At 42.9% G+C, this 20217-nt stretch carries 22 protein-coding genes; 12 read left to right on the top strand and 10 right to left on the bottom strand.

Annotated elements, in window-relative coordinates; genetic code table 11:
* A partial coding sequence (locus tag P2W82_RS21275) for a hypothetical protein (protein WP_336517963.1) occupies positions 1–191 on the bottom strand: 191 nt, incomplete at its 3' end.
* A 252-nt stretch (positions 192–443) separates the two neighbouring features.
* Here P2W82_RS21275 and P2W82_RS21270 point away from each other — a divergent pair.
* On the top strand, positions 444–776 hold the full coding sequence (locus P2W82_RS21270) for a hypothetical protein (protein ID WP_336517962.1): 333 nt from the start codon (positions 444–446) through the stop codon (positions 774–776).
* Positions 777–1569: 793 nt separating this feature from the next.
* Here the strand turns inward: P2W82_RS21270 and P2W82_RS21265 are convergent.
* Complete coding sequence (locus P2W82_RS21265; RefSeq protein WP_336517961.1) at positions 1570–2112, bottom strand: DinB family protein; 543 nt, start codon at positions 2110–2112, stop codon at positions 1570–1572.
* Between the two features lie 316 nt (positions 2113–2428).
* On the opposite strand from P2W82_RS21265, the gene P2W82_RS21260 reads away from it, so the two are divergent.
* Together P2W82_RS21260 and P2W82_RS21255 are read left to right on the top strand one after the other, a co-directional pair.
* Positions 2429–2761, top strand: a complete 333-nt coding sequence (locus P2W82_RS21260) for a hypothetical protein (protein WP_336517960.1) — start codon at positions 2429–2431, stop codon at positions 2759–2761.
* Positions 2762–2995: 234 nt separating this feature from the next.
* The gene (locus P2W82_RS21255; protein WP_336517959.1) at positions 2996–3634 is read left to right on the top strand and encodes a hypothetical protein; all 639 of its coding nucleotides are present in this window, start codon (positions 2996–2998) and stop codon (positions 3632–3634) included.
* 437 nt (positions 3635–4071) lie between these two features.
* Here P2W82_RS21255 and P2W82_RS21250 read toward each other — a convergent pair whose 3' ends face one another.
* From P2W82_RS21250 to P2W82_RS21240, 3 genes are all read right to left on the bottom strand, one after another.
* Positions 4072–5406 (bottom strand): OmpA family protein, encoded by a 1335-nt coding sequence (locus tag P2W82_RS21250; RefSeq protein WP_336517958.1) that lies wholly within the window; start codon positions 5404–5406, stop codon positions 4072–4074.
* A 55-nt stretch (positions 5407–5461) separates the two neighbouring features.
* Positions 5462–5887: a septal ring lytic transglycosylase RlpA family protein gene (locus P2W82_RS21245; RefSeq protein ID WP_336517957.1), complete on the bottom strand. Its 426-nt coding sequence runs from the start codon at positions 5885–5887 to the stop codon at positions 5462–5464.
* Positions 5888–5982: 95 nt separating this feature from the next.
* Entirely contained in the window at positions 5983–7659 is a 1677-nt protein-coding gene (locus P2W82_RS21240; protein ID WP_336517956.1) for a L,D-transpeptidase family protein, read from the bottom strand.
* 351 nt (positions 7660–8010) lie between these two features.
* Here P2W82_RS21240 and P2W82_RS21235 point away from each other — a divergent pair, with 351 nt between their 5' ends.
* From P2W82_RS21235 to P2W82_RS21195, 9 genes are read left to right on the top strand one after another with little or no spacing between them, the layout of a single operon-like run.
* The gene (locus P2W82_RS21235) at positions 8011–8814 is read left to right on the top strand and encodes an SDR family NAD(P)-dependent oxidoreductase (RefSeq protein ID WP_336517955.1); all 804 of its coding nucleotides are present in this window, start codon (positions 8011–8013) and stop codon (positions 8812–8814) included.
* Positions 8815–8816: 2 nt separating this feature from the next.
* Positions 8817–9716, top strand: a complete 900-nt coding sequence (locus P2W82_RS21230) for an ROK family protein (RefSeq protein ID WP_336517954.1) — start codon at positions 8817–8819, stop codon at positions 9714–9716.
* 16 nt (positions 9717–9732) lie between these two features.
* Positions 9733–10515 carry an SIS domain-containing protein gene (locus tag P2W82_RS21225; protein WP_336517953.1) on the top strand — a complete coding sequence of 261 codons (783 nt, stop codon included), beginning with the start codon at positions 9733–9735 and terminating at the stop codon, positions 10513–10515.
* Between the two features lie 18 nt (positions 10516–10533).
* Positions 10534–11298, top strand: a complete 765-nt coding sequence (locus P2W82_RS21220; RefSeq protein ID WP_336517952.1) for a prolipoprotein diacylglyceryl transferase — start codon at positions 10534–10536, stop codon at positions 11296–11298.
* Positions 11291–12688: a radical SAM protein gene (locus P2W82_RS21215; protein WP_336517951.1), complete on the top strand. Its 1398-nt coding sequence runs from the start codon at positions 11291–11293 to the stop codon at positions 12686–12688. Before P2W82_RS21220 ends, P2W82_RS21215 begins: the two co-directional genes overlap by 8 nt.
* Positions 12685–12960 carry a hypothetical protein gene (locus P2W82_RS21210; protein WP_336517950.1) on the top strand — a complete coding sequence of 92 codons (276 nt, stop codon included), beginning with the start codon at positions 12685–12687 and terminating at the stop codon, positions 12958–12960. The genes P2W82_RS21215 and P2W82_RS21210 overlap by 4 nt, the downstream gene beginning before the upstream one ends.
* A gap of 33 nt (positions 12961–12993) precedes the next feature.
* Positions 12994–14022 (top strand): cobalamin-independent methionine synthase II family protein, encoded by a 1029-nt coding sequence (locus P2W82_RS21205; protein WP_336517949.1) that lies wholly within the window; start codon positions 12994–12996, stop codon positions 14020–14022.
* Between the two features lie 49 nt (positions 14023–14071).
* Entirely contained in the window at positions 14072–14554 is a 483-nt protein-coding gene (locus P2W82_RS21200; protein WP_336517948.1) for a lipocalin-like domain-containing protein, read from the top strand.
* A gap of 45 nt (positions 14555–14599) precedes the next feature.
* A complete protein-coding gene (locus P2W82_RS21195) occupies positions 14600–15451 on the top strand; it encodes an MBL fold metallo-hydrolase (RefSeq protein ID WP_336517947.1) in 852 nt (283 codons plus the stop codon).
* A gap of 588 nt (positions 15452–16039) precedes the next feature.
* On the opposite strand, the gene P2W82_RS21190 is transcribed toward P2W82_RS21195, so the two are convergent.
* Genes P2W82_RS21190 through tnpA form a run of 5 tightly spaced genes read right to left on the bottom strand, consistent with a single transcriptional unit; the run spans position 16040 to position 20199 of the window.
* Positions 16040–16342: a DUF952 domain-containing protein gene (locus tag P2W82_RS21190; RefSeq protein WP_336517946.1), complete on the bottom strand. Its 303-nt coding sequence runs from the start codon at positions 16340–16342 to the stop codon at positions 16040–16042.
* Positions 16343–16388: 46 nt separating this feature from the next.
* Entirely contained in the window at positions 16389–17384 is a 996-nt protein-coding gene (locus P2W82_RS21185) for a chorismate synthase (RefSeq protein ID WP_336517945.1), read from the bottom strand.
* Positions 17385–17398: 14 nt separating this feature from the next.
* Positions 17399–18697: a 3-phosphoshikimate 1-carboxyvinyltransferase gene (gene aroA / locus P2W82_RS21180; RefSeq protein ID WP_336517944.1), complete on the bottom strand. Its 1299-nt coding sequence runs from the start codon at positions 18695–18697 to the stop codon at positions 17399–17401.
* Between the two features lie 20 nt (positions 18698–18717).
* Positions 18718–19752, bottom strand: a complete 1035-nt coding sequence (gene aroB, locus P2W82_RS21175) for a 3-dehydroquinate synthase (RefSeq protein WP_336517943.1) — start codon at positions 19750–19752, stop codon at positions 18718–18720.
* 27 nt (positions 19753–19779) lie between these two features.
* Positions 19780–20199 carry an IS200/IS605 family transposase gene (gene tnpA, locus P2W82_RS21170; RefSeq protein WP_336517942.1) on the bottom strand — a complete coding sequence of 140 codons (420 nt, stop codon included), beginning with the start codon at positions 20197–20199 and terminating at the stop codon, positions 19780–19782.
* Positions 20200–20217: the final 18 nt, after the last annotated feature.

Genomic DNA, 20217 nt, shown 5'->3' with positions numbered 1-20217 from the left:
CACTTCATCGAAATCCTTGATGGGTAATTGAAAAAACTTATACGCCAACCTAAAAAAATAAAAAGAGGCCGACTCATTGTTTTGAGACGGCCTCTTTTTTTATTCAGATATTTATCGTACCTAAAAAATATAATTGCTGTATAAAAACTGCCTGGGTTTTTGGATTGACGACCCTGATCTTTATATTCCATGCAGCGTTGTTATTCCTGATAACCTTTCTGGTTGATCCCGGCATTGTTCCATACGAGCACTTTATTTTGAAACAGTCAATTCATTAAAATCTCCACTGATAGGATTTGCCTCAGCTTATCATGATATTTTATTTTTTATTCTCTGACGGCCAGCTTTCGATATATATTATTTAGTCGGTGTTACGATGGTGCAAAAGTTTGGGGCTTCGTGCAACAACGCTTTGTATATTGCTGTCAAACTTAAAAAACAATATGAAAAAGCCGCTGGTATTGTTTGTTACAACGCTTTTCCTGTTTGCAGTTTCCTGCAGGAAAGAATCAGGTCTTGACCAGAGTTGCGGTGATGGTGAACCTGTGTTTCGGGAAATTAATGGTGCTGTTGCAATGATACATGCAGTTGACGGCGGCTCCTTCCAGATTATAGAAGAAAACACTTACGACACCAGGCTTCTTCCCTGCAATCTCCCGGAAGAATTTAAAATGAATAAGCTGAAAGTAATTATTACCGGCAAAACCCTTGCGACTGCGCAGACCGGAATTTGTTGTGTGGAAAAATTGGTGTTGAAGGATATCAGGAGGCAATGAAACAATGTAACAGGGTTGACAAATTCGCGTTATTTTTTATTGAGTGCTTTTAGCGAAAAATTCCGACCGGAAAATTCTATTCTTTAAATGCCGGTGGCCAGCTATCTTCCTCGATTTCTTTTCTGTGTCTGAAAAACGAGAGAGATTTTTAATCAATTCACTTTCCAACCAGGTCATTTGTTAGGATATTGACAAAATTCATTTAGTCCTGAATTTCCATATCTGCGATAAAAGGGTTTTCTTTTTTTAAAACATTCGGTTCTGATGCCAATAGGAATTCCGGGACGGGTTTTTGCACCAGGTAATTCTTCCCCGCAATTTCATGAAATGCGCTGTTAATAAAAGAATCATTGTGAACCTGTCAATAAAATAACCTGGTTCACGACATTCAAAATAGTGTCGATAAAGAATCTTTGGTTTCGCGTACAGTTCAGTAAATCAACAAAACCCATTTTTGATTACCCGATATCAATTACCCTACTATCTAAGAATTTAGCAGCGGCTTATGTTAATGTTGAAGGATTGATGCAAATTCATCCTCCAATTATTTTATAAAATGTGATTGACTGATGTAATGATCGCAGGGCAACGCTTAAAACCAACATGTCAATACCAGTAATCACGAAATATGCTGCAATACAAATGACTAATATAAACATCAAAATTTTTTGAGTCATTCTGTTTCAAATTTCAAGGAAGTTCGATTTATTTCTTCTGGATTAAGAGTGCTTCAGTTGCGAAAAATTACCAAAGAAATGATTTTCAAATTCTCTTCCCATGTGGCGACTAAGAATCAACCATTATTATTAATTGATTCAACCAAAGTTTTAACCTGCCCAAAATGTCTGTCAATGTGAAATCTCAAAAACTCCAGCCGCTGATGAAAGTCCATTGGACCTGATATCGGATGTGGATGTGCCAATAATCGCAGTTCATCATCTTTAAGATCGGACGCAAAAACCTCAAGGAGTTTCTGTAATCCTTCGAATGATAAAATCCAGAAATTGAGTGGACCACCGAAACGTGGTGCTGCAACAGGTGGCACTTTTTCTTTTGGCTGCCATGTTAACGCAATAATCTCTTCGACGGGAAGATTTTTGTGAACGGATTCATACTCTCGTTCACGCTCACCCGAACGAATAGCATGCAGTGTCTTCCACATTCCCGCAATTGCGCCATGCTCAGCCCAAAACAAGTGTTCGGTATTATCAACTACTGACCAGGTTTCTGCATCTGGTTTCCACTGGGCTTTTTCCTGCGGAATATTTCTGATCTGTTGAATAAATGCATAACGGGCATTGGCGATATCGGAGACAAGTTGGGCGATGTTGCTCATGGTTGAATTGATTGTATTGATGTTTACTTTCTGAAATGCTTGATAGCGATTCAGAATGAAATGATATCCGGATAAAGATCGAATATATTAGTATAATGATGACATCATTAAATTGATCGTATATGCAAAGAAATCACGGACCCGGCGGGCAGGGAGCCCAGGGTAACCTGGGAGGTCTAAGACCTCCCAGGTCTATAACACCTTGCAGGTGTGAGACCTGCGAGGTTTATAATACCTGCCAGGTTTATGTGCCTGGGAAGTGATTATCTCATGCAACATTCCAATAAATTGTAATGTCAGATACAAAAACCTGTTGATGCACCGGAAATATTATGTTGTTTTTGGCTTTATAGTAGCTGCAGGGCTGATTTCCTGTAAAAAAGAATTGCACCAGCAATCAAAAAAATGCTCTACCGACGCGACAATTTCAAGGACGCTCTCTGATAAAAAAGCAACTGTCGAAGAGTCAGGTGGTATTTATTTTTTAGTGGAAGAAAATACAATCGACACTAAACTCAGGGCATGCAATTTACCGGAGGAGTTTATGATTGATATGCTCGCAGTGACATTCTCCGGATTAACCAGGGTGTCAAATGAAAATATGGTGTGTTGTGTCGAAGATCTGGAGATCCTGAAAATCACGAAATAGACTTCTGTTATTTGTACTGCTTGTCCCCCCCGAAAACACCCAGGCCGGATTCGTCCGGCTTTTTAAACCTGGGAGGTCTAAGACCTCCCAGGTTTAAAAAGCCTGTCAGGTATGAAAGACCTGCGAGGTTTAAAACCTGCCAGGTGTTGAGAAAAATCTCTCGGTAAAATGAGGGATTTCCATTGTTTTAGTATACGTGAGATTGTTACTTAGTGATTCAAAAATTCAAATATCATGACTTACGAGGAATCACTGATGTCGATGGAACGCGGCAAGTATTATCATGTTTATAATCGGGGCAATAACAGAGAAACAATTTTCAAAGAATCATTAAACTACCAGTATTTTTTAGAACTGTGGGCAAAGTACATCGATCCGATTGCTGAAACAATTTGTTATAACCTTCTACCAAATCATTTTCATTTTTTCATTCGTTTGTTTACAAAGGAAGAGCTTGAAGAGAAAATTTCGAAAATTGAAAATCCCACTCAACAACAATTAAAGAAATTTCGACGTGTATTTTTAGATCCAGAGCAGCATTTTTCCAATCTCTTCAATGCATATGCGAAAGCATTGAACAAGCGACATTTGCGTGTCGGAAGTTTGTTTCAGAAAAGATTTAAAAGAAAAGAAATCGACAGCACTATCTATTTCACTGTGCTAGTTGCATATATATTAACCAACGCTGTTAAACATGGTATAAGCGATAACCTCGACGAATACCCATGGTCTTCTTATCAAGACCTTGTGCAAGCCACCGACAAAAATCCGGTGATAAAAAGATTTGGAGACAAAGCTGAATTTTTAAAATACCTGGACATTTATCGTCAGCATCTGAATTTCATCAGACTAACATCAGAAATGAATAAATAACTGCGACAAAACAGTTCGCTGGTCTAAAAAACGCCCGTCCTTAAAAATCAACCTGGGAGGTCTAAGACCTCCTAGGTCTAAAAGACCTGCCAGGTCTTAAACCTGCGAAGTCTGACAAACCTGGCAGGTCTTATTAGCGAATTACGACACTTTCAATAACTCTCTACACGACCACAGGAGAGTAAATTTTAAAATTCTAGTTGAATTAATTGAAAATTCGATGGTGTTAAAAAATGAACCTGGGAGGTTTAAGACCTCCCAGGTCTAAAAGATCTGCCAGGTGTTACTCGGCATGCAATCAACATTTCGCCTGCGTCCTGCGCTATAAACTGTAATTAAATTATCAAAACCTGGCAATTCGATTGAAATACAGTGTTTTTTAAAAAAACAAACCTGGGAGGTCTAAGACCTCCCAGGTTTAATAGACCTGCCAGGTCTTACTGACTCACCCTAAACACCACCCGCCGGTTCTGCGCGCGGCCCCTGGCAGTTTTGTTATCTTCAATCGGATGCTCCTCACCGACACCCGTAGTTGTCAGCCTGGATGCATCGATACCTTTTGAAATCAAATATTTTTTTACACTCTCTGCCCGGCGCAAACTGAGCTTCTGATTGAATTCATTAGTGCCGGTATTGTCCGTATGCCCTTCGATGTTGATGTTAACATTCGGATATTCTTCTTTTACAATCTTTATCCCTTTGTCCAGTTCTCTTTTACCTGCTGAAGTCAATGTCGCACTTCCTGTTGCGAAAATTACCTTGCTGCCATCGAAACGTGATTTTTCAATTACAGGGCATCCGCCGTTTTCCGCAACGCCTGGAATATCCGGACAACGATCTTCTTCGTCATTGATACCATCTTTGTCACGATCCGGGATAGGACAACCTTTGTACCTCGCCAGCCCGGCCACAGTGGGGCACTCATCCTCTTCGTCGTTTATGCCATCATTATCGCTATCCGGAACCGGACAACCATTGTATTTTGCAGTACCCGGCACCGTTGGGCACTTATCTTCATTATCCGGAATATTGTCCTTATCTGTGTCCGGGCAACCTTTGTATTGGGCAAGTCCTGGTACTGTCGGACAGGCATCTTCAGCATCGATGATACCATCCCCATCGGTATCTTTTGGTGCTATGGTTGGAATGGCCGGAGGCGGAGGCGGTGGAACTTCTTTTTTCTGTAAAATTGTTCCCGCAAAACCGATACTGTAAAACAAATGATTACTTGTATTGGATGTCAAAGACAAGCGGTACTGTGCCTGGATGAATGCAAATGTTTCATTCCACATGTTCACCTGCAAACCCGCACCCATAGGCGAATATGCTCCCCAGTAGCCACTCCACTGTGATGCTCCAACACCTGCACTCAGAAATGGTGATACCCAATATTTATCAGACGTAAGCTTAAAGTTTAAACTGACATCAGCTTCCGTAAGTGCCTTAGAACCAGTTTTTACTGTTGGCTTATTAGAAAGTGGATATGCGACAAAACCAAGACCAAATCTCGCCATATAATCGAGATTGTCGGTTAGCCCTTTTGTAAATGAAACGGCAAGTCCAGGACCCATATCCCCTACTTTCTTGTACTGCCCATCAATCAGCAATTCACTTAATCCTTCATTCTTCAGAATAGTGCCTGATTTGAAATCGTGCAATGTAAAATGCACACCCAGGGCACCTGTTTTTTTATAAGGATGCTGTGTCTGTGATTGGGAAATTAAAGGCAAAAGGAGGACGAATAAAATATTCAGACGGAACCGTTTTCTCATATACAGTTTTTTGGGTCCGACAAAAATAGCAGGCAGGATGTAAACCGGGAAATAATTATTTGGAAGCCATCAGCGCAAGCAATTCCGGGTCATTTTTGGAGAGCACTTCAACTTTCACTTTAGTTAGCCCATGCCCAGTATAACCGAGCTTTTTAGCTGCGGTCTTCGAGAGATCAACGAGCCTTGGATTTTTTGGATGCAAACGATCATTCACACGAACGATCACGGATTTCTTATTCCGGAGATTAGTAACTTTTATCCATGTTCCCAGCGGTAAAGTATTATGTGCGCAGGTCATCTTTTCCTGGCTGAAAATTTCACCGTTAGCGGTCTTGCGTCCAACAAACTTATCAGCATAATAACTTGCCGTACCATACTGCACTTTTTCGGGCCTGGCTAACCGATAGTTCACTTGCTGCTGGGAATAACTCTGCAGAAATGCCAGGATGATGATCGTTAAAAATGTAAGTTTTTTTAGCATGGACCGATTTTCATAAGTGCGGATCAATCGGGTTGAAACTCGCACGCTCAATCCAAGCAAAAACCCTGCGAGAAATCGGATTCTAAACCAAAAATTCAGGCTCTTTTAGCGAAATACCTGTTTCTCAGCAGTTTATCATCTTCATAAATATCTTCAAAAAGTACGATTTTGCCTTCTTTTGCGACTGCAGTAAAATACCTCAGGTAAACAGGAATCTTCATCTTTACGGGCACCACGTGTTTTTCCGCCCGGGCGATCCAGGCAGCCAGCGTATCCGGAGGATACCTCACCGTATCCTGGCTTACCATGAAATCAGCCAATACCCGCCATTCCTGCACACGTACACAACCATGGCTCATCGCCCTGTTGGACCTGGCAAACAGGCTTCTTGCATTTGTATCATGCAGATACACATCATACTTATTCCGGAAATTGAATTTGATCAGACCGAGTGAATTGTCATCACCCTCACGTTGACGAATAAGGTATGGAAAGTTCTTTTTGTTCAACACACTCCAGTCGATGGTTGCCGGATCAATAACACTATCATATTTATCCACTACCATGAGATTCTCTTTTGCGAGATAATTGATGTTCTTCTGAATTCTTGGAAGCATCTCCTTAAAAATAATACTAAAGGGAACCGTCCATTGCGGATAAGTGATGAAATTGGTAATCTCACTTGTAAGTACCGGTGTACGGGTTTTTGGCTGACCAACGATGACTTTGGATTCGATAATTGCAAAGCCGGAATCAAATACTTCCATTTTGAATGCAGGTAAGTTGACCCAAACATAACGTTCAGGCATAGTCTCCGGCAATTGTTTATAACGATCCATATTGATGGCGATGCGCACGAATCGCTCGCGACCTGTATTATTTAAAGCTTTCACCAGTTGTGGTCCGGCTTTCCCGTCCTGTTTCAACCCAAGACTTTCCTGCGCTTTCAATATCGCTGCTTTCATTTCAGTAGTGTCGGCCGGCCTTGTATTGAAAACGATATAGCTGCTCTCAAACAGTCTTTTCTGTAATTGTTTCAGAAATAAAAGCGAATCTGTTTTCGGGAAATCGATATACGTATATGCGGCACGATCCATCGAATCGAGAAATGCAGGTAGTGCATTTTTCAGATTCACATATCCTTCGTGCCTGGGTTCGAGAAATTCAAAAATTTCTCTTGGCGACCTTCCTGCTTTTGCCTGGAGGATAAGACTGTTCACAAATGATGCATCAAATAAAGTATCTGTTCGCAGCGTCACGCTGTCCCTTTCGAGACGACCGAGTTTCAGGTGACGACAAATATGCACAAAAGCATCTGTCATTAACAGATCTGCTCTTGCCCACAATGCGGCATCGTTCATCCCGACAGAATCTTTCAAAGCCATCCTGATATTATTCAGATTCCGAAGATGATAGTCGTTGGGAAAAAGTCCGTAACGCTCTGCGTTTACAATAAAATAAAAAATACTATCTCCGGAACTGTACCATTCCTTTTCATTACTCCAGAACCGGGCAGCATTTGTTTTGGAATAGCTATCGGCAACAAACTCTCCTTCATCTAAAAAAAGGCTGTCGTCAATACGATTGCCGTTCACAGCGGCATATTCCAGCGCTTCCCTGATGATCTCTTCTGTTTTCGGATTGAGTAATTCAGGTTGTTTGACAATTTCTTTTGGTTTTGGCTTAACTGGTTCTTTACAGGAGAATAAAAAGCAGGCCAAAACAAACCAGGTTTGAATTAATGCGGGAATTCTGAGGTTGAACTGAAGCATAGATAATGTTTACTTTGCACATTTCATTCCAGCCACGGACTGTAAACGTAAATACTTTTAAACAGGTATTTCTGAAGGGTTAATAATACAAAGAAAAACCCGAATCGCAGTGGCAAACCAGGCCACAGGCAGCAGGCAACAGACCGGCGTGGCCGGCATTTCATATTACAGAATTGTACATTAGAGTAAATCAATCAGATATTTGTGGAAGCCCGTCACCGATGGTACCTGTTTGTATTTAAAAGGCATGATCTTTCTATCTGCAGACACAGCTGACTGTGACCTGCCTGCAGCCAGTCTTTCCCTACTGACTTCATTTACCTATCTTCATCTCCAGGATTTATTTCAACGATGGGACAAACAAATCTTGCAGGAAAAGCGATTGTTATTATCGGCGGGACATCCGGTATAGGGCTTTCGGCCGCGAAAGCATGTAAGGAGGCCGGTGCACAAATTGTCGTAACAGGATTGGATAGTGGTCAAAAAGAAGAGCTGATGAAAATTCTCGGTACTGATTCCCCGGTTTTATATAATGATGCGACTTCTGAATCCGCAGCAGTTGATGCAATAGAATTATGTATCAATCGATTTGGTAGTTTCGACGGGCTATATCATGTTGCCGGTGGCAGCGGAAGAAAATATGGCGATGGTCCACTCGACCAGATAACACTCGAAGGCTGGAACAAAACACTTGAACTGAACCTGACTTCGATAATGCTTTCCAACAGGGCTGCAGTAAAACAATTTATGAAATCGGGTAATGCAGGCGCAATACTGAATCTGGGATCTGTACTGGGCTATTCCCCATCTGCAACTTTTTTTCATACACATGCATATGCTGCAGCAAAGTCAGCAATCATTGGTTTCAGTAAATCGATAGCTGCCTATTACGCGGGAAGGAATATCCGCGCCAACGTGATCGCTCCTGCATTGGTGGACACGCCGATGTCGCAGCGGGCAATGAATGATGTTGCAATAAGTTCCTTTGTAAAATCGAAGCAGCCTTTAGATGGCGGACGCTCAGGGATACCCGAAGATCTGGACGGATTGGCTATATTTCTTCTTTCTGATCAGTCAAAATTTATTACCGGCCAGGTGATTGCTGTCGATGGAGGATGGTCGCTCACCGATGGTCAGATACCAAATCCGTTATGAAGATGAAAACTGCAATTGGTATTGACCTGGGAGGCACCCGAATAAAGGCCGTCGCCGTGGATGAAAGTGGCAGAATATTGAAAGAAATGTATACTCCTACTGCCGATGATGATACTCGCGGCTGGCGGGTAGCGGTTAAGAATGCTCATACTTCCATACTGGCTTCGCTGAATAATCCGGAAAGCATCACCGGAATTTCGGCTCCGGGTTTACCCAATGCCACCAACAGTTGTATATCGGTTATGCCAGGCCGTTTGCAGGGGCTGGAAAACTTTGAATGGGCCAGCTATCTGTCAACAAGAGCCTGGGTACTAAATGATGCTAACTCGGCACTTGCGGCTGAATTAAAATTCGGAGTAGCTGCAGGAAAAAAAAATGTAATCCTTCTTACGTTAGGTACAGGTGTTGGAGGTTCCATCGCAATTGATGGCCGCATATACCAGGGTGCATTTCAGAAAGCCGGCCACCTCGGGCATATGAGCGTTGATGCAGACGGACTACCGGATATCTGCGGAATGCCGGGAAGTCTTGAAGACGCCATCGGCAACTGCACTATCGGTCTCCGTACACGCGGTCGTTATCATTCCACACAGCAACTGCTGGATGGCTATCGACTCGGAGAACCGCTCGCGGCAGAAGTTTGGCTGAGGTCAATAAAAAAACTCGCCGTTGGAATTGCATCACTGACGAATATTCTATCTCCTGAAATGGTAATACTCGGCGGTGGAATTACTTCGGCAGGTGATGCACTTTTCAAGCCACTGGCCGATTATATGGATGCCTATGAATGGCGTACAAATGGAAACAGAACTTCCGTGGTGAAAGCACATTTTGGCGACCTTGCGGGCGCAGTCGGTGCAGCCGGATTTGCTTTATTGAAAGCAGAAGAACAAATGAAATAACAGTTAATATCTTTTTATGTCGTTGATCAGTTCATACCTTGATAAATGTGAAAATATCATCCAGGTTATCCGACAGCAGGAGCTGGAAATACAGACAGCTGCCGGTTGGTTTGCAGACAGCATTCTTGCCGGGAGAATGGTACATGTATTCGGCTCCGGTCATAGCCGGATCATGGTGGAAGAAATGTGGCCACGCTATGGCTCATTTCCCGGGTTCAATCCATTGGTGGAACTGTCACTCACATTTCACAACCTGGTCGTAGGCGCTAACGGTCAGCGCCAGGCGATGTTCCTGGAAAACGTCAGCGGGCTTGCGGAGCGAATTCTCCGGAATTTTGATTTGTCGCAAAAAGACAGCGCGCTGATCATTTCTTCTTCGGGGACGAATGTTGTACCCGTCGAAATGGCCGAACTTTTTCAACAGAAAAAAATCCGCGTAGTAGCGATCATTACCAAATTGCATTCGGAATCCAGCGAAAGCAAGAGAGCCGATGGTTTGAAGCTCCATGATTTTGCGGATCTGGTATTGGATACCGGCGCACCAAAAGGAGATTCAATGATGAATATCCCCGGCCTTGATACACCGGTTGCTCCTGGATCAACAGTTGGAGGAGCGATGATCATCAATGCAATAAAAACAGCAGTCGCCGAACAATTAACAATTGCCGGGCAACCACCAAAAGTATTGACCGCAGCAAGTATTGCAGGAAAACAAAAAGCTGTTGAATTATTCGAAGCGGCTTACGATGAGCATGCCCGCAGGCTTGCCAGGCTTTATCTGAACATCGGTTTAAAATAATTTAGTAGTTGAAACCTTTTGGAATTCCCAATCAACATATCCATTGGGCGCTTTTCAATTTCGGCGCATATACTTTTTGAAACACTGGCATTTTTTATTGCCTACCGGTATTATTTGCACCTGCGTTCAAAAACAAATGATCAGATCTCAGATGAAGGAAGAATATGGATTCTTATTGGCGCCGCTGCCGGCGCTTTTCTTTTTTCGAGACTGACAGGAGTGATGGAAAATCCATATGCTTTTATTTCTTCACCCCACAAACTCCTTTATTTTTTTTCTGCGAAAACAATAGTTGGTGGCCTGCTTGGTGGTTTGACCGGAGTAGAACTGATGAAGAAAATCATCGGTGTAAAAAGCTCTTCCGGTGATTTGTTTACCTTTCCGCTTCTCCTCGGAATGATTATTGGAAGAATCGGATGTTTCACCAGCGGAGTTGGAGAAGATACTTATGGAATTAAAACCAGCCTTTTCTCAGGAATGAATCTGGGTGATAATATTTTACGTCATCCGGTTACTCTTTATGAAATTGTTTTTCTGATCCTGCTTTGGATTGTATTAGTCCATGTGAAAAAGAAACGGATACTTCCGGAGGGCTGGATATTCAGATATTTTATGATTGGCTATCTTGGTTTCCGGTTTTTCCTCGATTTTATTAAGCCGACGATTCCCATAATTTTAAATCTGAGTTTTATTCAGTTAATGTGTGTTGCTGGTCTGATCTACTACGTCAGAACGATAATAAGTCTTATTTTCAATCCGCCCCAAACACGTATGCATGCCTGAACAAAAAGACTATATCTATTACGATCACACGATCAGCCTTTGTGTCGTTTGCCATCGTCGTATCAGCGCGAAAATTGTGTTCGCCGATGGGAAAGTATGGCTGCACAAATTTTGCAGGGAACATGGAAGACAGGAAGTGGTCATTGCCACAGATATTGAATATTATCGCCAGATCAGGAATTTCAATAAGAAATCTGAATACCCAATCAGGCCGCATACGGAAACATTGTACGGTTGTCCCTATGACTGCGGTATCTGTCCGGATCATGAACAGCATTCCTGTCTTACCCTGGTAGAAATCACAGAACGCTGCAATCTTACCTGCCCCACCTGCTATGCTGAGTCTTCGCCTGTCCATGGCCGTCATCGATCGCTTAAAGAGGTGGAAAACATGCTCGATGCGATTGTGGAAAGTGAGGGAGAGCCCGATGTTGTACAGCTCAGTGGCGGTGAACCGACCATACATCCGCATTTTTTTGAGATTCTGGATCTCGCTAAAGCCCGCCCCATTAAACACCTGATGGTAAATACCAACGGCATCCGCATAGCGCAGGACAAAGGATTTGCGGAGAAGCTGGCAACGTATATGCCCGGCTTTGAAATATATCTTCAGTTTGATTCTTTCAGACCTTCTGTTCTTCAGAAATTACGCGGTCGCGATCTGAGCGAAATCAGAAATAAAGCCCTGGAAATTTTGAATGAGCTTAACCTGTCAACTACCCTGGTGGTTACGGTAGAAAAAGGCTTGAATGAGGATGAAATTGGGGACATAATAAAGTTTGCATTGAAACAGAAATGTGTACGTGGCGTAACATTTCAACCCACATCGGTTAGCGGAAGACTTGACAATTTTGATCCGCAGACTGCCAAAATCACCAATACCGAAATAAGGAAAAACATCATTGATCAATCGGAGATTTTCAGTTCGGCCGATCTCATTCCCGTTCCCTGTAATCCGGATGCATTGATTATGGCCTATGCTTTAAAAATGAAGGATGAAGTAGTTCCGCTCACCAGGTTGATTGATCCTGAAATGCTGCTGAATAATTCGAAAAATACAATTGTCTATGAGCAGGATAAAATGCTTCATCAATATGTATTAAAGCTTTTCAGCACCGGCAACTCGCCTGAAAATGCCGCAGGCACAATGAAACATCTGCTTTGTTGTCTTCCTGAAATTGTGTCTCCGGATATCGGCTATGATCAGCTGTTCAGGATCATTGTAATGAATTTTATGGACGCATGGGATTTCGATGTTCGTGCAATAAAAAAATCCTGCGTACATATCGTTCATGATGACGGCAGGATCATTCCCTTTGAAACGATGAATCTTTTTTACAGAAATGGATACCAGGCAAAACTTAATTCACTTCGAAATATTCCGATATGATGTCATTTAAAAAGGTCGCAGGTATTAACCTCGCCATATTGCTGATCTACACTTTGCTGACTAATATTGCATCGAGTGGCCCTGAACGCGGATTGAGCGTAGTGATCATACTTGCCTTTCTGATATCGATTCATACGTTTATCAATTTTGTACTTTGCCTGGCATATTTTTCCAGGAGAAACAAAATTGCAGGGCGAAATTTTTTACTCAGTGCGCTGGTGGTGTTGGTTATTGGGTTTTCAACATGCCTTGGCACTGCAAGCTTTTATTAATAATTATATTACCAATTAATTTCAACGATAGTTATGAAAACATTACCTATTCGCACAACCGTAGTTGGCTCCTACCCTTTCCCCGGATGGCTGGAATTCTGCACGCAGAACCTCGACAAATTCGGACCGGCAGATATTGATGAAATGGTGAATGATGCTGTAATCGCTGCTGTCCACGACCAGGTGAATGCCGGACTCGATGTGATTACTGATGGCGAGCAGACACGTCTCGATTTCAATTTATCATTCTATGGATACCTGAAAGGCATCGAACCTAATCATTCCGAAACAAGAAAATTCGGACCACCTGCGCATGATCAGCGCGGCAAACACAGTATCGTTGCGGAATTAACAGCACCAAAGGGTTTAGGAGCAGTTGCCGAATATAAAAGATTAAAGGCGCTTGCTCCGGCAGGTCCGGTATTAAAAAGCAGCATACCGGGACCGTATACCCTAAGTGGCAGGATGCTGGCAAATGATCGGTACAAAGACAGGTACGCAATCACCGAAGCGTTGATCCCTATCGTAAAAAAAGAGCTCGAAGATCTTGTTGCAGCAGGATGTACAGAGATTACGGTTGATGAACCTTCGATGAGTTGTTATGCTTATAAAGAAGACACGAAACGGTTCAGGGATATTTTCAATAAAACGGTAGAATCAGTTTATGGAAAATGCAGGTTGTCGACACATTTATGTTTTGGCAATTTCAAAGGACGTCCAGTTGGATATCGTAGCCTTAAGCCAATGATCCCTGATTTTTTGGATCTTAAAGTAGATGAAGTACATATTGAAATGGCCAATCGTGAATTTGCTGAAATTGAACTGCTGGCGGATTTTGCAGAAAGAATGGATGTGGCCGTTGGTATCATCGATGTAAAGAACTATTATATCGAATCAGAAAAAGATGTGGTTGAACGTATAAAAAGATGCCTTAAATACGTTCCTGCGGAAAAACTTTCTGTAGCTCCGGATTGTGGTCTTAGTCAGACAGCGCGGTGGGCGGCAAAACAGAAACTCGTGAATATGGTGAAAGGCGCAAAAATCGTGCGTGGCGAATTATAGCATACCAGGATAAAAAATGAGAGCTTATTACCGGCACATTTTAGTTTTGATGGTAATCTTCGGCGGTTGCAAACAGCAACCGCAAGGCTTGACCGGATCGTGGAAATTTGTTGCAGATCAACAATTGGATGAATCAGGACATGTGGTTGCTGAAGACAGGAATGTTGATGGACTTTTGGTGTACACGGCAACCGGTCAGATGTCTGTGCAACTGGTATGGTTCGGTACCAGACAACCTTTAATTACTGATACGGTAATGAATGCAGACGGCGTAACTCCGGGAATAGGATTAGGTACAAATAAATGGAGTGACAAGGAAAACCGGGCATGGATTGATTCCTATGATGCTTATTTCGGAGAATATCAAATTGATGAGAAAAACAAAGTCGTTACTCATAGAATAAACGGGAATCTGCGGCCAGAGAAGAAATTTAAAGAGTACAAAAGAAGTTATCAATTAACAGGAGACACTTTATATCTGAAAAGTACAGACCCTGCGATGGAATGGCGCACCATCTGGGTCAGAAAATAAGTGGAATCTGGCTTAATTCTTGAAAACAGAATTGATACCACAAAAATGAATCTGATCAGGGCTATTAGAAAAGACCAGGCTTTGCTGGACGATATCAACGAGGAAGCAAAATTTCCCGATGAATTTGCCTGCTGGTGGCTGGGCCAGAGTGGATACCTGTTACAATATAAAAATCAGAAATTACTGATCGATCCATACCTTTCGGATTCGCTCACCCGAAAATATGCCCATACGGAAAAACCGCATATACGCATGAGTGAACGGGTGATTGATCCTTCGCTGCTTACAGGAATTACAGCCGTTACATCCAGTCATAACCATACGGATCACCTCGATCCCGAAACGCTGCAGCCCGTTATGGCTGCTAATCCTGACATAGTTTTGATTTGCCCGGAAGCGAATCGGAAACTGGTAGCAGAACGCGCTGGAACGAATATTGATTTCCCGTTGGGCCTGAATGAAAAGCAATCAGCGGTGGTTGGCGAATTTACATTTCATGGTATAGCAGCAGCGCATAATAGTCTTGATCGGGATGAACAAGGGAATTGCTTGTATATGGGTTTTGTAGTTCAGTTCGGAGAATGGACGATTTATCATAGCGGCGATTGTTTATTGTATGATGGACTGATCGAAACCATCTCCCCTTTCCAACCGGATATTGTTTTTCTGCCGATCAATGGAAATGATCCGTCTCGTGGTGTAGCAGGAAATATGAATATTGATGAATCGATTCATCTTGCAAAATCTGTGAATGCCCGATGGCTGGTACCTTGTCATTACGATATGTTCACCTTCAATACTGCAAATGCTGAAGACTTTGCAAAAGCCAGTATCAAAGCGCGGCAGCCTTATTGCATTCTTGATCCGGGAGGAAAGATTTGCGGCAAGGAATTGTAACTGATCAGTCAAACCACAATTTCGGGTTTGCTCATTTTTCCTGATTGTTTCTTATCGTTTCTTTTTATCGATGATAATCTCTTCAAATCCGGTGTTCTACACTTGGAAAGACAATTGCGGTTGTTGTATGTTTGTCTTGATTGATGCCGGTATTAATCAAAACATCAGCGGCTGCTGATGGTTGTGTTAGCTAACATTCGCCGCGGCGATGGACGAGGTGGAGTAAGTCCCGGGTACCCGGGATGAATCTACCTTGGCCATCCTTTAAAAACGGAGGTGGAGGCGGGGGAGGGCGAGGGAGGGCCCACAATATGGCGAGACAGGATCATCAGAATTACTTCAGCGAAAATTACTGGAATTTCAGAAAACAGTTTTGCCTCAAATATTGTAAAATAATTTTTATCCCAGACCAGACAGGAATACTGTTGTCTTTCTCAATGAATACCATTCAATTCCGGCAAAGCCTTTCATTAAGAATTAATACCCGCGCATGAATCACCCATTGAATTTCTCCATTAGATTGATCAAAACTACCCAATGCCAAAAGTGTTCGAATTTGTAATCAATGAGAGGAGATATTCTATTATCTTACGATAGTTTTTCTACTTCCACAACCGAATCCACATTGATAGGACCGTAAATATGCGGGAATGTATCCTGAACTGATGGCGACCAGTCGTATACCAGCTGGCTTTTCAGTTTTTCAGTATCGATTGTCAGTTTTACAAGGTCAGGTTTTCCAGCAAAATAACGCTGCAGTACTCCTTCCACCTGGGCTTCTGTGCAACAATGATTAAATCCTTCCAATGCGAGCGATGCAGAAGCGTAAGCACCTGTTGGTTTTGCTTTTTCCCACTCTGCAGCGGTGGTGATGTGATAGATATGGCTCATGGGCAATGTTGATTTACGTTCAACGTAGTACGTTTTACGTTTAACGTTATTGGTTGATTCTTTTTAACTTCTGCGATATTAATAAAAGATCTGCAAGTACGATGGCTGTTATGGCTTCCAGCACCGGCGGCACACGTAGAGCTATACAAAGATCGTGACGCCCACGGACAGCAAATGGCTCAACTTTTCCTGTCGTCCAGTTTAGTGTCTGCTGTTCCAATGGTGTTGACGATGTAGGTTTTATTGCCACTCTGAACACCAGTTCATTTCCATTGGTGATACCGCCAACAATTCCACCAGCATGGTTGGTTCTTGTTTTTCCTTCTATGTTTTCGATAGCATCGTTATGAACCGAGCCAAACATACTTGCAGCCTCAAAGCCGGTGCCAAATTCCACTCCGCGAACAGCCGGAATGGCAAAGGCAGCATGGCTGATCAATGACTCCGCCGAATTAAAAAAAGGCTCGCCCAAACCTACAGGAATACCCGAAGCGCGGCATTCCACTATTCCACCAACACTATCTTTTGCTTCGATCGCCTTCTGTAATCCAGCTTCAATATTCTTCTCGCCACCGACTTCTGTTATAACAGCTTTTACTTCGATCGGAGCAATTGCTTTTTTGGCGACAACACCTGCAGCTACAAGACAAACAGTCAATCTACCGCTAAAATGTCCGCCGCCACGAAAATCTTCAAAGCCGCCGAATTTCTGATGCGCTACCCAATCGGCGTGACCGGGGCGGGGAACATCTCGTTGTTTTTCATAGTCGCCTGACCTTGTATTTTTATTTTCAAACAACATCATCAGCGGTGCGCCCGTGGTTTTCCCGTTAAACAGACCGCTTTTGAAAATCGGAAGGTCATCCTCCTGACGTGGCGTGGTGCCTTTCTGCGTCCCTCCTTTCCTTCGCTCCATATCCACATGAAAATCATCCATCGTCAAAGGAATTCCAGCAGGCACACCATCTACAACAATACCTACACCTTCTCCATGTGATTCGCCAAAAATGCTGACAGAAAATATATCTCCAAATCTGTTCATCAGAATTTCATCTTTTATTTAATCAAATTCGACTCAACTGCTTCTACTACCTTCACTCCTGCTGAAACCAGGTGCCGGTAAAACTCCGGATAAGATTTTTTTACTGCCTGCGCATCTTCGATTACAACAGGGCCATCAGCAATCAATCCTGCTACAGCCACGGCCATGGCTATACGATGATCGTGATGCGAATGTGTAATTGCAGCATGCACCTGCGTTCCACCATGCACGTGCATCAGATCGCCATCGAGTTCTACCAGAATGCCCAGTTTTCCAAACTCCTCCTTCAATACGGTCGCGCGATCGCTTTCTTTATGTGTGAGTCTTTTTGCTCCGGTAATGGTAGTCTGACCATCACATGCTGCGGCCAGCGCAACCAACGGAGGAAAAAGATCCGGACACTCGGTTGCATCAAAATCAAATGCTTTCAGAACACCAGGAATAACATCGATTTCATTTTCAGTTATATTCAACTTCACACCCGCATTATCCAATGCATCCAGAATTGCTTTATCTGCCTGTGTAGAATCCGCCTGCAGCCCTTTTACTTTCAGACCTCCCGCAATGGCACCTGCGACTAATAGAAAAGCTCCCCCACTCCAATCGCCTTCAACTGTATATGCGATATTTTCGGCTGACGCTTTATTTGCCGCGGAGGGAAAATAAAAGGTTTCAAAATTTTTCACTTCGGGAATTTTCATTCCGAATTTCTTCATCACATCGAGTGTAAGATCGATATAAGGTTTGCTGGTAAGGTTATTTACTGTGATGGTAACATCTGAAGCTTCCGCAGCTGAGTATGCCATCAGTAAGCCAGTAAGAAATTGTGAACTCAATGAACCATCGACAGTAATATTCGCCGGCTTTAATGGCCCTTTGATATCCAGTGGAAGTTTTCCATTCAATGTCTGAATAGAAATTCCGAGCTGCGGAAATATCTCATCGAAAAAATGCATGGGTCTTGTTACCAGGCTTCCTGATCCGGAAATACGCAATGGCTGATCACTCAGCGATGCGATAGGTGTGAACATCCGGATACCCAATCCGCTTTCCCCGCAATGAATTTCCGAGGAAACTGGATTTATACCGATACTTCTTATTAAGATCTTTTCGCTGGTATTACTCAGGATCTCCGCCCCCAGTTTGACAATCGTATCGAGCGCTGCAAGATCATCGTTACTGAAGCCTGGCTCATAAATCTCGGTTATGCCACGATGTAACAATGCTGCCGCGCATGCGCGCTGCATCGAACTTTTCGATTTTGGTGCGTGGAGCACGCCCTTCACTTTCGAGGGAAAAACTGTTATCTGCATTATCTGTTTGTTAGCGATTGCTATAACGATTTCACCATTTTCTCCAGCTGTTTCAGCGGGATGGGAACAATTACAGCTTCGCCGATTTTCTTTAGTAAAATAAAATTCATTGTGTTGCCCGAACGCTTCTTATCCATCTTCAGGACCTGTAACACCTTTTCCGCATCAAATTCGGCCCAGGTTGGCAATTTATACTTTTCAAGAAGGTTAGTGATTCTTTCTGTCTGATTAAATCCCAGCAACAATTCCGAAAAGCGACTTGCACAGGTCATCCCTATCGCCACCGCTTCACCATGCATCAGTTCGTACTGCGTTTCAACAGCATGACCAATGGTATGCCCGAAATTCAACAATTTACGTTCACCTTTTTCAAATTCATCTTTCTGAACTATACCCGACTTTAAACGTGCATTTCTTTCGATCAATGAACTCAGTGCCTTCTTGTCTTTTTTTAAACCATCTATATCTGTTTTCTCAAGTAAACGGAATGCAGCCGCATCACGTATACAGGCATGCTTGATAACTTCTGCAAAACCATTTGACCATTCCTTTTCGGGTAGCGTTTGCAGTAAGCTGGTATCAAAAAGCAAAAATTCCGGTTGACGAATTATCCCCACCATGTTCTTGTACTCACCTACATCGATCCCATTCTTGCCACCAATCGCGGCATCGACCATCGACAACAACGTGCTGGGCACAAACCCAAATCGTATCCCACGCATATAAATCGATGCGGTATACCCCGTAAGATCTGAAATCACTCCACCGCCAATGCCGATAAGTGTTGTATTCCTGTCCGCTTCGAAAACGATCAGCTGTTCAATGATCGAATCAACTGTCGCCTGTACTTTGTATTCTTCGCCGGGCTTGAGTACTATAGAGTTCCAGCCTTTGAATTTTGATTCGTGAAGACGATAAATATTCTCATCAGTAATCAGGACAGTTGTTTTTCTGGAAACCAATTTGCCCAGCTCAGAAAACTTACTATTGAAATAATAGTTAACTGTCGCAGTCGAAAACTTATATTTAACCACTCCGGCTTTTAATTGAGTCATTATCAAATCTGTTTCCCTGGTGAAATTCTACTTTTCGACATTCACATCGAAAACTTCCAGTTCCGCATCCAGGGTTTTGGTTTTGTGGTATTCTTCCTGGCGTTCGAGATATTGTATCACCTGTTTTAATGCACCGGGACTTACTGAATAAGCCATATAGTCTTCGGCCCAGTGGAATTCTTCCGGTAATAACTGGGTCGCATTTAACCAGTCTGAAGTCTCTGCCCGCAACTGCCGGATTACCTGTGAAAGATTTTGTGCCGGATGTAAACTCACCAATACATGTACATGATCTTCACCACCATTTACTTCCAGCACACGAATACCTTTTTCATCCGCATTCTTCTTCAGATGGGCAAACAAAACAGAGCGTATAGGCTTGGACAATACAGCAGCCTTTTCAGCCACTGCCCAGATTGCATGCACGTACAGGAATGTTTTATTCATACTGAAGAATCACCGGAA

The organism is Pollutibacter soli, assembly GCA_029269725.1.
In the GTDB taxonomy this organism is placed as follows: Bacteria; Bacteroidota; Bacteroidia; order Chitinophagales; family Chitinophagaceae; genus Pollutibacter; species Pollutibacter soli.
Note: the sequence above shows the minus strand (reverse complement) of the source record. Positions and strands in the feature narration are given on the sequence as shown.

Excerpts from the sequence above, each read along its gene's own strand:
- P2W82_RS21250 (WP_336517958.1), bottom strand. The coding sequence starts at position 5,406 with ATGAGAAAACGGTTCCGTCTGAATATTTTATTCGTCCTCCTTTTGCCT.
- P2W82_RS21255 (WP_336517959.1), top strand. The coding sequence starts at position 2,996 with ATGACTTACGAGGAATCACTGATGTCGATGGAACGCGGCAAGTATTAT.
- P2W82_RS21270 (WP_336517962.1), top strand. The coding sequence starts at position 444 with ATGAAAAAGCCGCTGGTATTGTTTGTTACAACGCTTTTCCTGTTTGCA.
- aroB (WP_336517943.1), bottom strand. The coding sequence starts at position 19,752 with ATGACTCAATTAAAAGCCGGAGTGGTTAAATATAAGTTTTCGACTGCG.
- tnpA (WP_336517942.1), bottom strand. The coding sequence starts at position 20,199 with ATGAATAAAACATTCCTGTACGTGCATGCAATCTGGGCAGTGGCTGAA.
- P2W82_RS21230 (WP_336517954.1), top strand. The coding sequence starts at position 8,817 with ATGAAAACTGCAATTGGTATTGACCTGGGAGGCACCCGAATAAAGGCC.
- P2W82_RS21210 (WP_336517950.1), top strand. The coding sequence starts at position 12,685 with ATGATGTCATTTAAAAAGGTCGCAGGTATTAACCTCGCCATATTGCTG.
- P2W82_RS21190 (WP_336517946.1), bottom strand. The coding sequence starts at position 16,342 with ATGAGCCATATCTATCACATCACCACCGCTGCAGAGTGGGAAAAAGCA.
- P2W82_RS21240 (WP_336517956.1), bottom strand. The coding sequence starts at position 7,659 with ATGCTTCAGTTCAACCTCAGAATTCCCGCATTAATTCAAACCTGGTTT.
- P2W82_RS21200 (WP_336517948.1), top strand. The coding sequence starts at position 14,072 with ATGGTAATCTTCGGCGGTTGCAAACAGCAACCGCAAGGCTTGACCGGA.
- P2W82_RS21260 (WP_336517960.1), top strand. The coding sequence starts at position 2,429 with ATGCACCGGAAATATTATGTTGTTTTTGGCTTTATAGTAGCTGCAGGG.
- P2W82_RS21225 (WP_336517953.1), top strand. The coding sequence starts at position 9,733 with ATGTCGTTGATCAGTTCATACCTTGATAAATGTGAAAATATCATCCAG.
- aroA (WP_336517944.1), bottom strand. The coding sequence starts at position 18,697 with ATGCAGATAACAGTTTTTCCCTCGAAAGTGAAGGGCGTGCTCCACGCA.
- P2W82_RS21185 (WP_336517945.1), bottom strand. The coding sequence starts at position 17,384 with ATGAACAGATTTGGAGATATATTTTCTGTCAGCATTTTTGGCGAATCA.
- P2W82_RS21205 (WP_336517949.1), top strand. The coding sequence starts at position 12,994 with ATGAAAACATTACCTATTCGCACAACCGTAGTTGGCTCCTACCCTTTC.
- P2W82_RS21195 (WP_336517947.1), top strand. The coding sequence starts at position 14,600 with ATGAATCTGATCAGGGCTATTAGAAAAGACCAGGCTTTGCTGGACGAT.
- P2W82_RS21235 (WP_336517955.1), top strand. The coding sequence starts at position 8,011 with ATGGGACAAACAAATCTTGCAGGAAAAGCGATTGTTATTATCGGCGGG.
- P2W82_RS21245 (WP_336517957.1), bottom strand. The coding sequence starts at position 5,887 with ATGCTAAAAAAACTTACATTTTTAACGATCATCATCCTGGCATTTCTG.
- P2W82_RS21265 (WP_336517961.1), bottom strand. The coding sequence starts at position 2,112 with ATGAGCAACATCGCCCAACTTGTCTCCGATATCGCCAATGCCCGTTAT.
- P2W82_RS21215 (WP_336517951.1), top strand. The coding sequence starts at position 11,291 with ATGCCTGAACAAAAAGACTATATCTATTACGATCACACGATCAGCCTT.